The 14,743-nt window shown below is 74.3% G+C and carries 9 protein-coding genes; 7 read left to right on the top strand and 2 right to left on the bottom strand.

The genetic code is table 11. The annotated features are described in order from the left end of the window. Positions 1–10: 10 nt before the first annotated feature. Positions 11–1,114, bottom strand: coding sequence for an aminoglycoside phosphotransferase family protein (locus NP777_RS06770; protein WP_256649140.1), 1,104 nt, complete (start codon positions 1,112–1,114; stop codon positions 11–13). Positions 1,115–1,361: 247 nt separating this feature from the next. Here NP777_RS06770 and NP777_RS06765 point away from each other — a divergent pair, with 247 nt between their 5' ends. Then, positions 1,362–2,870 (top strand): DNA-binding protein NsdB, encoded by a 1,509-nt coding sequence (locus NP777_RS06765; protein WP_256649139.1) that lies wholly within the window; start codon positions 1,362–1,364, stop codon positions 2,868–2,870. 150 nt (positions 2,871–3,020) lie between these two features. Here the strand turns inward: NP777_RS06765 and NP777_RS06760 are convergent, their stop codons facing one another. Beyond that, positions 3,021–4,595, bottom strand: coding sequence for a PP2C family protein-serine/threonine phosphatase (locus tag NP777_RS06760; protein WP_256649138.1), 1,575 nt, complete (start codon positions 4,593–4,595; stop codon positions 3,021–3,023). Positions 4,596–4,908: 313 nt separating this feature from the next. On the opposite strand from NP777_RS06760, the gene NP777_RS06755 reads away from it, so the two are divergent. From NP777_RS06755 to NP777_RS06730, 6 genes are all read left to right on the top strand, one after another. Beyond that, positions 4,909–6,333, top strand: a complete 1,425-nt coding sequence (locus NP777_RS06755; protein ID WP_256649137.1) for a HEAT repeat domain-containing protein — start codon at positions 4,909–4,911, stop codon at positions 6,331–6,333. A gap of 361 nt (positions 6,334–6,694) precedes the next feature. Further along, entirely contained in the window at positions 6,695–7,861 is a 1,167-nt protein-coding gene (locus NP777_RS06750) for a glycosyltransferase family 4 protein (protein WP_256649136.1), read from the top strand. Between the two features lie 32 nt (positions 7,862–7,893). After that, positions 7,894–9,123, top strand: a complete 1,230-nt coding sequence (locus NP777_RS06745) for a glycosyltransferase (RefSeq protein ID WP_256649135.1) — start codon at positions 7,894–7,896, stop codon at positions 9,121–9,123. Between the two features lie 95 nt (positions 9,124–9,218). After that, positions 9,219–10,538: an SGNH/GDSL hydrolase family protein gene (locus NP777_RS48035; protein WP_308405035.1), complete on the top strand. Its 1,320-nt coding sequence runs from the start codon at positions 9,219–9,221 to the stop codon at positions 10,536–10,538. Then, positions 10,535–14,179, top strand: a complete 3,645-nt coding sequence (locus NP777_RS06735) for a hydantoinase B/oxoprolinase family protein (protein ID WP_256649134.1) — start codon at positions 10,535–10,537, stop codon at positions 14,177–14,179. Before NP777_RS48035 ends, NP777_RS06735 begins: the two co-directional genes overlap by 4 nt. After that, a complete protein-coding gene (locus NP777_RS06730; RefSeq protein ID WP_256649133.1) occupies positions 14,176–14,520 on the top strand; it encodes an ankyrin repeat domain-containing protein in 345 nt (114 codons plus the stop codon). Before NP777_RS06735 ends, NP777_RS06730 begins: the two co-directional genes overlap by 4 nt. Positions 14,521–14,743: the final 223 nt, after the last annotated feature.

Raw genomic sequence — 14,743 nt, 5'->3', positions numbered from 1 at the left:
CCGCCTCCGCTCAGCGGGTGCCGACCGCCGCCCGCACCGCGCGCCGGGCCAGCGCGCAGTCGTCGTGCAGCCGGCGCAGCAGCAACCGCTGCTCCTCACCGGCCGGCACCGCGCCCGGCACCACGGGAGCGGGGTCGTGCATGGTGCGCTGCACCGCGGTCTCGTACTGCCGGATCTCCCGCGTCAGCACCAGCATCAGATTCACCAGAAAGGAGTCCCGCGCGGCCGGGCCCGCGGCCTGTGCCAACTGGCTGATCTGGCGCCGGGTGACGGGGGCGTCGCCCAGCACGGTCCACAACGTGGCCAGGTCATAGCCGGGCAGATACCAGCCCGCGTGGTCCCAGTCGAGGAGCACCGGGCCCGCGGGGGACAGCAGGACGTTGTTCAACAGGGCGTCGCCGTGGCAGAACTGCACCGGGGTCTGCCGCCCGCAGGCGTGCGAGACGCCGCGCAGCAGCTTCTGCAGATCGCCCATGTCCCGGTCGGTCAGCAGCCCGAGCTCGTGATAGCGGGACAGCCGGGCGGCGTAGTCGATGGGGGCCTCGAACCGATCGGCGGGCGGCCGCCACTGGTTGATCCGGCGGATGGCACCCAGCACCGCGCCCAGATCGGCACGCGGCGGGGGCTCGGTGGGGTGGCGCTGCGCGGCCGCGATCCGCCCGGGCATCCGCTCGATGACCAGCGCGCAGTTGTCCGGGTCGGCGGCGATCAGCCGGGGCACCCGCACCGGCGGGCGCTGGCGGACGAACGCCCGGTACATCGCTATTTCCCGGCGGAACCGCTCGGCCCACGCGGGGGAGTGGTCCAGCAGGCACTTGGCCACCGCCGTGCTGCGCCCGGTCGCCCCGATCAGGAGCACGGACCGTCCGCTGCGCCGCAGCACCTGCACCGGGTTGAACTCCGGACAGATGCGGTGGACCGAGGTGATCGCGGTGCGCAGCTGCGCACCCTGTGGACCGGACAAGTCGAGTCTCCCGCGAGGCGGCACGGGGCCGAGGGCGGCGGTCCGCCTGGCCCGGCCGCCGGGGGCGGGATCGAGGTACGGCCCATTGCCGGGCAGCTGCCGCCGGTACGGCCGGGGCGGGGCGGACACGGAGGACGATGCTGCGTACATGGGCGAGACAGATCCCTTCGTGTGCCGACGAATTGCGTACGCACCCGGCCCCGGGGCGGGGCCGCACCCTGGGGAATGCGGTTCGGTCGAACTCGAGCCGCCACCGGGCCGGGTAACGCACTCCTACATCACACCCGTGTGCGGGTGGCACACCATCTGGCGGACCCTGGCGAACCCTGGCGAATAGTCGCACGGCTCGTGACGGGACCGTTACTGTCAAGTCAGCCGAGGAACCTGGGGGCTTGACGTGACGAGGGAACCCAACACCCGTCTTGCGGACCTGTTCGGCCTCGCCGGCTGGTCCAAGGGGGAGCTCGCGAGGCTCGTGAACCGGAAGGCGGCGGCCATGGGCCATCCGCAGCTGGCGACCGACACCTCGCGGGTGCGGCGTTGGATCGACACCGGCGAGACGCCGCGCGATCCCGTGCCCAAGGTGCTGGCGGCCCTGTTCACCGAGCGCCTCGGTCGAGTCGTGACCACTGAGGATCTCGGGTTCGGACGAGGGGGGCGCGCGGGAAAGGGGCAGTCCGGCGACGGGCTGCTCTGGCCGCCCGAGTCCACGGCCGCGGTCCTCACCGAATTCACGGGAATGGACCTTATGTTCAACCGACGCGGCTTGGTGGGTGCGGGTGCCGCGCTCGCCGCGGGATCCGCCATCACCGGTGCCATGAGCGACTTTCTGCTCTCCGACCCCACCCTCGCGACCGACGCGCCCCGTACCGACAATCCCCTCTCCGTCGAGCCCGTGGGCTTCGACCGCTACGAGGCCGCCCCCGTGGGCTCCCAGGAGATCGACGCCCTGGAGACCTCGGTCGAGGTCTTCCGGGCCTGGGACGCGGCCCGCGGCGGCGGGCTCCAGCGCAAGGCCGTGGTGGGCCAGCTCAACGAGGTGGGCGGCATGCTCGCCTATCGCCACCCCGAGCACCTGCAGCGCAGACTGTGGGGGGTGGCGGCCAATCTGGCCGTCCTCGCCGGCTGGATGTCCCATGACGTCGGCCTGGAGCCGACCGCCCAGAAGTACTTCGTCATCGCCGCCCACGCGGCCCGCGAGGGCGGCGACCGGCCCCGGGCGAGCGAGGCGCTCTCCCGGGCCGCCCGGCAGATGGTGCACCTGGGCCGCCCGGACGACGCCCTGGAGCTGATGAGACTGGCCAAGGCGGGTGCGGGCGAGGCGGCGCTGCCACGCACCCGGTCCATGTTCTGCACCATCGAGGCATGGGCCCAGGCGTCCAAGGGTCAGGGCCAGGCGGTGCGGCGCGCCCTGGGCGAGGCGGAGGAGCTGTTCGTCTCGGACCGGGACGACGGTCCGGCGCCGAGTTGGATGCAGCTGTTCAACGAGGCCGATCTGCACGGGATGCAGGGGCTGGTCTACCGCACGCTCGCCGAGCACGAGCCGGCGGCGGCGGGGATCGCGCAGAGCCATGCCAAGAAGGCGCTGCGGATGCGGGAGGGCGGGCGCCAGCGGTCCCAGATCTTCGACCACATCTCCATCGCCTCGGCCTGTTTCCTCGGCGACGATCCCGAGCAGGCCGACCGCTACGCCCGGATGGCGCTGCTGACGATCGAGCAGAACTCCTCGCACCGCACCTGGGACCGGCTGCGCGAGATGTACCGGCTCACCGGGCGGTACGGCACCTCACCCGCCATCCGGGAGCTGCGCGAGGAGATCCAGCAGGTGATGCCGAAGGGAGGCACGGGGAAGGGCGGAGCGGGGCTGAAAGGGTCCGGCTCCATCGCCAGGAGCGCGGCCGTCTAGCGACCGGGCCACGCCGTACGAAGGGCATGACGAGGGGCATGACGAAGGGCAACACGCGGGGTCAACGCCGTACGAGGGGCTGACGTCTCACGCGGGGTCAACGCCGTACGAGGGGCCGTTCACCGTGCCGCGGCGACGCGGGGCACCGCGTCATGCGCGGGCGCCGGTGACCCTGGCGATCAGCACGCAGGCGTCGTTCTCGCGCGGCTCGTCGCCGAACGCCTCGGCCACCGTCCGTACGCACTCCTGTGCGCCGTGGGCGGCGGTCAGCCGTGGCGCGAGCGCGAGCAGCCGCTCGGTGGCGCCCTCGGCGTCCCGGGCGAGCCGTCCGGTGTGCAGCACCAGCAGATCGCCCGGCTCCAGCCGCTCCTCGCACTGGGTGTACGCGGCGCCCGCCGTGGCGCCGAGCAGCATGCCGTCGGGAGAGCGCAGCGGGCGCCCCGTCCCGTCGCGGAACAGCAGCGGGGCGGGGTGTCCGGCCCGCGCCCACACCAAGGTGCGGGCGCGCGGGTCGTACTGTGCGCAGACGGCGCCGACCAGCGCGGGCTGGGAGGAGACGGCGAGCAACTGGTTGAGCCGCTCCATCAGCGTGCCGGGCTCGATCCCGGCCACCGCCATGCCGCGCACGGCGCCCAGCAGCATGGCCATGCCGCAGGTGGCGGTCACCCCGTGGCCGGTGAGACCGCCGACGCTCAGCAGGGTGTCGCCACCCGGGAGTTCGAGCGCGTCGTACCAGTCGCCGCCGATCTGGGCGCTGGACTCGGACGGGAGGTAGTGGGCGGCGAGGTCGAGGGCGGCGTCGCCGGGCGCCGGACCGGCGCCCGGGAAGCCGTCACGGGCCGGCAGCCGGAGGGAGCCGCGCCACGGCGGCAGCACGGCCTCCTGCACCTCCACGGCCAGCCGGCGCTCGGTCCGGGCGATCCGCCGCTGGTGGCGCAGTGTGTCCCGGCTCTCGCGCACCGCCCGCTCGCTGCGGCGCAGCTCGCTCACGTCCCGGAGCACGGCCCACATGGAGGCGGTGCTGCCGTCGGTGTCGAGCACCGGCTCGCCCGCCATATGGACGGTGCGCACCGCCTCGTCCTCGCGCACGACACGGAACTCGCCGTCGATGGGCTTTCCGTCCACCAGGCAGTCCGTGACCATCCCGGTCAGGATCGGCTGGTCCTCGGAGAAGACCCAGGAGGGCAGCTCGTCGAGGGTGAGCCCGCCGTCCCCGGGGTCGCGGCCGAAGATCCGGCAGAGCTCGTCGGACCAGGTCACCTCGTCGGTGAGGAGGTTCCACTCGGCGCTGCCGACCCGGCTCAGCGGCGAACCGTGGCCGGTGGGGGCATGACCGGCGGCCTCGCTCCCGGCCGTTGCGTCCGCCTCGGGCCCGGCGGGATCGGCCGTCTCGGGGGAGTCGACCGGCTCGGATGGCTCGACCGTCGTCTCGGCGGCATCGGCGGCATCGGCGGCATCGGCGGCATCGGCGGCATCGGCGGGCAGTCCCTCGCGCAGCTCGCCCAGATGTCGGCCCAGATCGTCCAGCTGGTGGACGGCGAGCTCGCACAGCGCGCGTTGCCAGCGCACCTGCGCGTCATCCGTGCCGCCCAGCTCCGCGACGGTGTCGCGGCGGACGGCGTCGAGCCCGCCGCGGAGCCGCCGGGTCTGCGAGATGAGGGCGTCCACCGTGTCACGCTGGGGAGGCGATACGGCGGGATGGTCCGCGGAGCGGGGGGACGGCATGACGTTCTCCGATACGGGCGCGGCGCGGCCGGGTCTTGAGGGAGGGACCGGTAACGACTCTTGCACAGGCTGCGACATCCCGTAAGCGGTTTGGCAATACCCGATCCGGTGGTGCTTGCGGCATATGCCGATGGCCTTCCGGGGGCATGTCGGGCGGGAATCGGCGGAGGGCGCGATTCCGGGTAGGCTGCGGCGCTCGGGAGTCCCTCAGTCTCGCACCGTTCATCAGGCATACGGCGGCAGGACATCGGCAAGAATGCCGATCGACGGAAATCCCGTTGCCAGCGAACCTCCCGCACCGGATGCTGACCTCATGTTCGATCCAGACATAGCGCCCAGCGGCACCCTGCTCGGCCTCCTGCAGCGAGGCCGCGGCGACGGGACCCTGCACGCCCTCGCCGCGCCGCGGGCCGAGGCGCTCGCGGCACTGCACCACTGTGTGCTGCGCGACCCCCGCCGTGACTGGCAGGTCGAGAACCGCTCGCTCTATTACGCCAGGCTCTGTCTGGACCTCGACGCCGGGCTCGACGAGATCGAACAGCATCTGTTCCACCCCGACGACCTGGTCGACGACGACGAGGAGCGCACCGGGCTCGCCCTCTCCGTCCTCGGCCACCTCGCCGCCTACGGCAGGTCCGACGCGCTGCGGCTGCTGCGCCGCTACGCCGCGGCCGGCAGTAACTGGGAATGGGCCCTCGACGAGCTGGCCCTGCGCGACGACGACACCGGGCTGCGCGGCCTCGCCCCCGCGATCCTCGCCCACTTTCCCCCGACCCCCGACGGCGACGCCGAACTGGCCGCCGTGGTGCGCGGCGCCTACGAACCCCGGCCCTGGCGGCTGTGGGCCGACGATCCGGACCACGGGCCGCGGGTGCGCGCGGCCGCCGAGCGCGGCGCCTTCGACCGATGGCAGCGCCAGCTGCGGCCCTCGGGGCCGCGTCCGGGCTGGAGCGTCCACGACATCCTGCTGTGGGCCCAGCGGGAGCACGATCTGAAGCCGGACGCCCGCCGTCCCGACGCGGCCGCCCGCTGTCTGGCCGCCGTCGCCGGTCCCGAGGACCGGCCCGAGCTCCTCGCCGCCGCCGCGTCGGCCCCCGACGCCGCCCGCGCCGCGGCGCTGCGGCACCTCGCGGAGATCGGCGACCCCGAGGTGCTCGACCTGATCGAGGCCGCCGTGACCGAACCGGACGCCTCACAGCTGGTCTCCCAGGCGGCCCTCTCCGCCTTCGAACGCATGCGCAGTATCGCCGCCCTCGACCGGGCCCGGGTCTGGGCCCACCGCCCGGACGCGCTCGGGGACGCGGCGGCCGCGATGCTCTCCTGCCGCGGCGGTCAGTACGACTCCCCGCTCGTGCTCGCCGCGCTCCGCCGCGCGGTGCGGGCCGAGGGCCCGGACGCCCAGACCCTGTGGACGCTGGTCGACGGCGCGGGGCGCCTGACGATCTCCTGCGCCGCGCCCGTCCTGCGCCATATCTACCGCGAGACGGCCTCCTCCCATCTCCGTGGCCGCGCCGCCCGTGCGCTGGCCGCCACCGATCCGTCCTTCGCGGCGGGCTTCGCGGTCGAATGCCTCTGGGACTGTGAGGAGAGCACCCGCGAAGTCGCCGCCCGCCACGCCGCCACCGCCGACGCCCGCGTCGTCGAACAGCTCCGCCGGCTGGCCGCCGACCCGGCGGAGGAGGCCGAGGTCCAGACGGCGGTCCGCAGCCGCATCGGGCCCGAGACCCCGGGCTTCTGACCCCGGGCCGCCCCCGGCGTACGGCCCCGGGGGCGGGCACCCCGAGACCGCCCGGGGGACGGGCGCCTGCGAGGTGTCGGACCCAGGCAACCCTCGGGGCGCCCGGCGCGTCTTTCCTGGCACGGGTGAGAGGATCATCACCCTCCGTGTCTCCGCTCCGCCCCGAGCAGGGCGTTCGCAGCGAAACATTCACGCCGAGTGACCGGACGCCGATTCCAGCGGGTTCATACGGGTTTGCGGTGGTCCCTCCAGGGGCCCTCAGAGGGGCCCGTGGGGTGCGAGGGCCAACGCTCATGGGACGTTCTACGGCGCGAAACGTTCACGATGCCGGGGCCACCCTTCGTACGCCGACAACACCGGTATGCGTGTCGCCATCGTGACTGAATCCTTCCCACCCGACATCAACGGCGTCGCTCACTGCACGCTGCAGACCGCGGACCACCTCCACCGCCGTGGCCATCACCCCTTGGTCATCGCACCGGCCGGTCCCCCCGGAGGCCCACCGCCCGCCGCGGCCGGCGGTCCACCCGAGAGCCAAGGGGAGATGGACCGGTCGCACCCCTACCCCGTCGTCCGTATCCCGTCCCTGCCCCTGCCCGGCTATCCGCAGGTGCGGGTCGCCCTGCCGAGCCGGAAGCTCGCCGCCGCGATCACCTCCCACGGCAGCGATGTCGTCCACCTCGCCAGCCCCTTCGTCCTGGGTGCGCGCGGGATGACGGCCGCGCTCCGGCTGCGGATACCCGCGGTGGCCGTCTACCAGACCGACCTGGGCTCCTACGCCCGCACCTACCTCGGCGCGGGCGAGAACGCGGCCTGGCGGCGCATCCGCGCCGTGCACACCGCCGCCGACCGGACCCTCGCGCCCTCCACCGCCGCCGCTCGCGACCTGGACGAGCACGGCGTGCCGAGGATCCGGCTGTGGCCGCGCGGGGTCGACACCGAGCGCTTCCACCCGTCGCGCCGCGACCCGGAGCTGCGCCGCTCGCTCGCCCCCGGCGGTGAGCTGATCGTCGGATACATCGGCCGCCTCGCCCCGGAGAAGAACGTCGAGCTGCTCGCGCCGCTGAGCGAGCTCCCCGGCATCCAGGTCGTCGTGGTCGGGGACGGGCCGAGCGAGCCCGCGCTGCGGGCGGCCATGCCGACGGCCCGCTTCCTCGGCCGCCGCACCGGCGACGACCTGGCCCGGGTCTTCGCCTCGCTGGACGTCTTCGCCCACACCGGGCCCCAGGAGACCTTCTGCCAGACCGTGCAGGAGGCCCAGGCCAGCGGCGTTCCGGTGATCGCGCCCGCGGCCGGCGGCCCGCTGGACCTCATCGACCACGGGCGCACCGGACTGCTGGTGCCGCCCGGGGACACGACCGAGGTGACCGACGCCGTATCGCTGCTCGCGGCCGACGCGAGGCTGCGCGCGGCGCTGGGGCACGCCGGCCGGGAGGCGGTCGAGGGCCGCACCTGGGAGGCGATCGGCGACCAGCTCATCGACCACTACACCGAGATCCTGGCGGCCCGCACGGCGGTCGCCGCATGAGCGTCGTCGGAGCTGTGGGAGGAGAGCAGAACATGAACGACGGCAAGGGGCTGCGCATCGTCCGGCTGGCCAACTTCGTCACCCCCGCCTCCGGCGGCCTGCGCACCGCGCTGCGCGAGCTCGGGGCCGGGTACCAGGCGGCCGGGCACGAGGCCGTCCTGGTGGTGCCGGGCGAGCGGGTCTCGGACGAGCACACCCGGCAGGGGCGGGTGATCACCCTGCCCGGGCCGACCATCCCCGGCACCGGCGGCTACCGCGTCCTGACCGACCGGCGGCGGCTGACCCGGCTGCTCGACGGCCTCGCACCGGACCGGCTGGAGGTGTCGGACCGCACCTCCCTCCGCTGGACGGGGGAGTGGGCGCGGCGCGCCCGCGTACCGGCCGTGATGGTCTCCCACGAGAGCGCGGACGCCGTGCTGCGCACCTGGGGTGTGCCGGACGCGTTCGCCGAGGGAGCCGCGGACCGGCTCAACCTCCGTACCGCGCGGGCGTACTCGCGGATCGTCTGCACCACCGAATGGGCGGCGCGCGAGTTCGTACGGATCGGCGCCCGGAATGTCGTACGCGCCCCGCTGGGCGTGGATCTCGGCCACTTCCACCCCTCCCACCACGACGCCGACCTGCGGGACCACCACCGTGGTGAGGCGGCCGTGCTCATCGCCATGTGCTCGCGGCTCTCGCCGGAGAAGCGGCCGGGCCGGGCGCTCGACGCGCTCGCCGAGCTGCGGCGCCGGGGCGTCTCCGCGGCGCTCGTGGTCGCCGGGGACGGGCCGCTCCGGCCGCGCCTGGAGGCCCGCGCCCGCGCCGAGGGGCTGCCGGCCGTCTTCCTCGGCCATGTTGCGGAGCGGGCGGGGCTCGCCGCCATCCAGGCGAGCGCCGATGTGGTGCTGGCGCCGGGTCCGGCGGAGACCTTCGGCCTCGCGGCGCTGGAGGCACTGGCCTGCGGTTCGCCCGTCGTCGTCAGCGCGCTCTCCGCGCTGCCGGACATCGTGGGCGCGGCGGGCGAGACCGCGGCCGACAACGGAACGGCCTTCGCGGACGCCGTCGAGCGCGTCCTCGGCCGCTCGGAGCCCCTGCGCCGGGCGGCGGCTCGGGCGCGGGCCGAGCGCTACGGCTGGCCCGCGGCGGTCGCCTCCTTCCTGGCCGCCCATGACGCGTCCACCGAGGGCGTCCGGTGCGCCGACGGCGGCCGGCTCCCGGCCGCCGCGCTCCCGGCCGCCCCGGCGGTCCCGGCGCCCCGGGCCGTCGGCGGTGTGCGGTGAGCGCAGCCGGCGCTCACACGGGGGACCGCGCTGGTACGGAACCGTCTCGTAAGGAGGCCGCCGTTACGGATGGCGCCCTTACGGAGGCCGTCGTCGTGGAGGCCGTCCTTACGGAGACGGGGTGTGCGGGGCAGGACGCGGCCACTGCCCCGCACCGAGCGGGCACCGCTCCGCACCGGGCGGCCCGGACCCCGGGCACGACACCGGGCACCGCCCCGCACCGGGCGGCCCGGACCCCGGGCACGACACCGGGCGACGGGGACGCAACGGGCGAGTGCGCGGGCGAGGGTCCGGGCGAGGGCGCGGAACCGCGCAGGCTGCGGTTCGCCGCCCTCGGCGACTCGCTCACCGAAGGGCTCGGGGACCCGGCGCCCGGCGGCGGATGGCGGGGCTGGGCCGCGCTGCTGGCGGCGGCGGCCGGGCCGCACCCCGACGAGCCCGTGGAGTTCGTCAACCTGTCCCGCAGCGGGGCACTGGCCGCCGATGTCGCCGACGAACAGCTGCCCGCCGCCCGCCGCGCCCGTCCGCATCTGGTGTCGGTCGTGGTCGGCGGGAACGACACGCTGCGCGACTCGTTCGACATCCACCGGGTCGCCGAGGCCCTCGACCGCACGATCGGCGCGCTGCGCGCCGACGGCGCCGTGGTGCTCACCGCCTGTCTGCCCGACCCCGGGCGGATGCTGGGACTGCCATCCGCGCTGGCGCGCCCGCTGGGGCGCCGGATGCGCGCGGTGAACACCGTGGTGCACGCGCTGTCCCAGCGCCACGAGGCGGTCCATGTGGAGCTGAGCGACCACAGCTGGGTCACCGACCGGCGGGCGTGGAGCGTGGACCGGCTGCATCCGAGCGAGCTGGGGCACCGGCTGCTGGCCAGGGAGTTCCACAGCGCCCTGCGCGCCCGGTCCATCGCGACCGGGGTCCCGCCGTCCCTGGAGCTCGACGGCTCCGCGCCCTCGCGCGCCGCCTCCGCGTGGTGGATGGCCACCCGCGGCACCCGCTGGATCGCGGACCGCTGCACCGATCTCCTGCCCGGCCTGGTCGCGCTGGCGGCCCTGGAGTGGCGCCACCGCCTCAAGGGCACCGGACATCTGCTCGAGGACCGGGACCGGCGGGCGACGCTCGCCGCGCTCACCGCGGTGACCCGCGGCCCGGTCCCCGCCCACCTCCCGCACCCGTCCGCCACCGACCCACTGCCCCGCCCGTCCGCCGAGCCGCTCGCCCCGCAGCCCGCGCCCGCCTCCGCCGGTCCGCGCGTCCAGGTGCCCGTGTCCGCCGATCCGCGTGTCCAGACCGCCGCGTCCGCCGAGCCGCTCGCCCCGCAGTCCGCGCCCGCCTCCGCCGACCCGGTGCCCCACCCGCCCGCCGAGCCGCTCATCGCCGACACACCGCCGTCCGCTGCGACAATGGCGGGGTGACGGGTCGCTGGGAATTCTGGATCGACCGGGGCGGAACCTTCACGGACGTCGTCGGCAAGCGTCCGGACGGCCGCCTGGTCACCCGCAAGCTGCTGTCCCACCACCCCGAGCGCTATACGGACGCCGCCGTCGCCGGGATCCGGCAGACGCTGGGGCTCGGCCCCGGCGATCCGGTCCCGGCCGACCGGATCGACGTCGTCAAGATGGGCACCACGGTCGCCACCAACGCCCTGCTGGAGCGCAAGGGTGAGCCGACTGTCCTCGTCGTGACCGAAGGGTTCCGGGACGCGCTGCGCATCGCGTACCAGAACCGCCCCCGCCTCTTCGACCGCCGGATCCTGCTCCCCGAGGCGCTGTACGACCGGGTGGTGGAGATCCCCGAGCGGGTGGACGCCCATGGCGAGGTCGTCCGCCCCCTGGACCTCGACGCCGCCGCCGAGGCGCTGCGCACCGCCCACCGCGACGGCTTCCGCAGCGCCGCCGTGGTCCTGCTGCACGGCTATCGGCACGCCGCCCACGAGCGGCGGGTCGCCGCGGTGGCGCGCGACCTCGGCTTCACCCAGGTGAGCTGTTCCCACGAGGTCAGCCCGCTGATGAAGCTGGTGTCGCGCGGCGACACCACCGTGGTCGATGCCTATCTCTCGCCCATCCTGCGCCGCTACGTGGAGGGCGTGGCCGCCGAACTGAGCGGTATCCGGCTGATGTTCATGCAGTCCAACGGAGGGCTGCGGGAGGCCGCGCACTTTCGGGGCAAGGACGCGGTGCTGTCCGGGCCCGCGGGCGGTGTGGTGGGCATGGCGCGCTCCTCCGGCGAGGCCGGACACGGCCGGGTCATCGGCTTCGACATGGGCGGCACCTCGACCGATGTCTCGCACTACGCGGGCGAGTTCGAGCGCATCTTCGGCACCGAGGTCGCCGGGGTGCGGATGCGCGCCCCGATGATGAACATCCACACCGTGGCCGCGGGCGGCGGTTCGGTGCTCCACTTCGACGGCCGGCGCTACCGCGTGGGGCCGGATTCGGCCGGGGCCGTCCCCGGACCAGCCTGCTACCGGCGCGGCGGCCCGCTGACCGTGACCGACGCCAATGTGATGCTCGGCCGGATCCAGCCGGACCACTTCCCGGCGGTTTTCGGCCCGCACGCCGACCAGCCGCTGGACGCGGCGACGGTCCGGGAGCGCTTCGCCGCGCTCGCCGAGGAGATCGCGGAGGCGACCGGCGACCGGCGCGGGCCGGAGGAGGTCGCGGCGGGCTTCCTGGACATCGCGGTGCTCAACATGGCGAACGCGGTCAAGAAGATCTCCGTGCAGCGTGGCCGTGACGTCACCCGCTACGCGCTCACCAGCTTCGGCGGCGCGGGCGGCCAGCACGCCTGCGCGGTCGCCGACGCGCTCGGCATCGGCACGGTGATCGTGCCGCCGCTGGCGGGCGTCCTCTCCGCGTACGGCATCGGGGTGGCCGACGCCACCGCCATGCGCGAGCAGGCCGTCGAGGCCGAGCTGGGCGAGGAGACGCTGCCGCGGGTGCGTGAGCTGTGCGCCCGGCTGGCCGATCGGACCCGCGGCGAACTGCTCGCGGACGGGGTCCCGGAGAACACCCTGGACACCGTCGCCCGGGTCCATCTGCGGTACGCGGGCACCGACTCCAGCATCCCCGTACCCGTAGGCTCCGCCCCCGCGATGACCGAGGACTTCGTCCGGGCGCACCGCGCCCGCTACGCCTTCACCATGGACAAGCCGCTGGTCGTCGAGGCGGTGTCGGTCGAGGCGGTCGGCGCGTCCGGGCCCACCGGCGGCCATGCCGTGGAACCGCCGCCCAGGGAGGGCGAACTGGCGCCCATGACGACCGTAAGGATGTTCTCGGAAGGGCGCCGGCAGCGGGCGGAGCTCTACGAACGCGACCGTATGCGCCCGTCGGACCGGGTCACCGGGCCCGCGATCCTCGCCGAGGAGGACGCCACCACCGTGGTCGACCCGGGCTGGCAGGCCACCATGGGCGAGCGCGGCCATCTGCTGCTCACCCGGGTCCGGCCGCGCCCGGGCACCACCGCGGTCGGCACCGACGTGGACCCCGTGATGCTGGAGGTCTTCAACAGCCTCTTCATGGCCATCGCCGAACAGATGGGCGTCCGCCTGGAGCACACCGCCCACTCCGTCAACATCAAGGAGCGGCTCGACTTCTCCTGCGCCCTCTTCGACGCCGAGGGCAATCTCATCGCCAACGCCCCGCACATCCCGGTGCACCTGGGCTCCATGGGCGAGTCCATCAAGGAGGTGCTGCGGCGCAACGGGGGCGCGATGCGGCCCGGCGATGTGTACGCGATCAACGACCCGTACCACGGAGGCACCCATCTGCCGGATGTCACCGTGGTCAGCCCGGTCTTCGACGAGGCGGGGGACCAACTGCTCTTCCTCGTCGCCTCGCGCGGCCACCACGCCGAGATCGGCGGCATCACCCCCGGCTCCATGCCCGCCTTCAGCCGCACCATCGAGGAGGAGGGTGTCCTCTTCGACAACTGGCTGCTGGTACGGGACGGGGCGCTGCGCGAGCGGGAGACCCGCGAACTGCTGACCGGCGGGCCGTACCCGTCCCGCGCCCCGGACGCCAACCTCGCCGATCTGCGCGCCCAGATCGCCGCCAACGAGAAGGGCGTCCAGGAACTGCGCCGGATGATCGGGCAGTTCGGCCTCGATGTCGTGCACGCCTATATGGGCCACGTCCAGGACAACGCCGAGGAGTCGGTGCGCCGTATCGTCGCCGGGCTGCGCGACGGCTCGTACCGCTACGAGACCGACGGCGGGGCGGTCATCCGCGTCGGTCTTACGGTGGACCGCGAGGCGCGTGGCGCCGTCCTGGACTTCACCGGCACCTCGCCCCAGCGGCCGGGCAACGACAACGCGCCCAGCTCGGTGGTGATGGCGGCCGTGCTCTATGTCTTCCGGACGCTGGTGGCCGAGGACATCCCGCTCAACAGCGGCTGTCTGAAGCCCCTGGAGGTCCGTATCCCCGAGGGCTCCATGCTGGCGCCCGTCTTCCCGGCCGCCACGGTCGCCGGGAACGTCGAGACCTCCCAGGCCGTCACGGGCGCCCTGTACGCGGCCCTGGGCGTCCAGGCCGAGGGCTCCGGCACGATGAACAACATCACCTTCGGCAATGACCGCGTCCAGTACTACGAGACGGTCGCCAGCGGCTCCGGCGCGGGGGACGGCTTCGACGGCGCCGACGCCGTGCAGACCCATATGACCAACTCCCGGCTGACCGACCCCGAGGTGCTGGAGTGGCGCTATCCGGTGCGGGTCGAGAGCTTCACGATCCGCCGGGACAGCGGCGGCCGCGGCCAATGGCACGGCGGCGACGGCGTCACCCGCCGCATCCGCTTCCTGGAGCCGATGACCGTCGCCCTCCTCACCGGCCACCGCCGGGTGGCGCCGTACGGCATGGCGGGCGGTGAGCCGGGCGCGCTGGGTGCCAACCTGATCGAGCGCGCCGACGGTTCGGTGGACCGCCTGGACGGCCGCGACGCGGCGGATGCCGGGGTAGGGGACATCCTGGTCGTCCACACGCCGGGCGGCGGCGGCTACGGCCCACCGGAGGAGGCCGGGGACGGATTGTCGGTGGCGGATGCCAGATTGGACGCATGACCGACTGGCAGGACATCCACGACTGGACGGATCTGCGGGCCGTGCGCGCCGCGCTCGCCGCGGGGGCCGACCCCGACCGCGTCCTCGGCGGCCATATGGCGCCGCTGCACTCCGCGGGCTACTCGGGAAGCGCCGAGGTGCTGGCCGAACTGCTCACGGTGGCGCGGGAGGCGGACCAGCCGGACGCGGCGGGCCGCACCCCGCTGTGGCACGCGGTGCGCGACTGGGACCGGGAGAAGGTGTCGGCGCTCATCGCGGCCGGGGCCGACCCCTGGCGGCCCCGGGCACCGTGGCCGTCTTGGTCTTCGACCACCCCGACGCGTGAATCTGCGCCTCCATAGCCCGCGACGGGGTGCTGGCTGCTGTTCGAGGGGTGAGCGTGAGGTCGTTTTAGCTCGATCGTGTGATGGTCGGTTTCCGGGGTTGCGGTGGTCTTTGCGGGTCGGGGTAGCGTGAAGTCGCGATCTGGGACGCCGGGTTCGGTGCCAGCGTGCGGGGCCCCTGCTCCACCGGAGTGATGGTTCAGGGCCTCCCCGTCGCCTCTGGCTGAGCCCACAGGCCAGG

This window comes from Streptomyces rugosispiralis (assembly GCF_024505145.1).
GTDB lineage: Bacteria > Actinomycetota > Actinomycetes > Streptomycetales > Streptomycetaceae > Streptomyces > Streptomyces rugosispiralis.
This window is presented reverse-complemented; position numbering and strand designations above follow the sequence as displayed.

What these genes read in the sequence shown, in the direction of transcription:
- NP777_RS06760 (WP_256649138.1), bottom strand. Translation starts at nt 4,595, where the DNA reads ATGCCGTCCCCCCGCTCCGCGGACCATCCCGCCGTATCGCCTCCCCAG.
- NP777_RS06750 (WP_256649136.1), top strand. Translation starts at nt 6,695, where the DNA reads ATGCGTGTCGCCATCGTGACTGAATCCTTCCCACCCGACATCAACGGC.
- NP777_RS06770 (WP_256649140.1), bottom strand. Translation starts at nt 1,114, where the DNA reads ATGTACGCAGCATCGTCCTCCGTGTCCGCCCCGCCCCGGCCGTACCGG.
- NP777_RS06745 (WP_256649135.1), top strand. Translation starts at nt 7,894, where the DNA reads ATGAACGACGGCAAGGGGCTGCGCATCGTCCGGCTGGCCAACTTCGTC.
- NP777_RS06755 (WP_256649137.1), top strand. Translation starts at nt 4,909, where the DNA reads ATGTTCGATCCAGACATAGCGCCCAGCGGCACCCTGCTCGGCCTCCTG.
- NP777_RS06730 (WP_256649133.1), top strand. Translation starts at nt 14,176, where the DNA reads ATGACCGACTGGCAGGACATCCACGACTGGACGGATCTGCGGGCCGTG.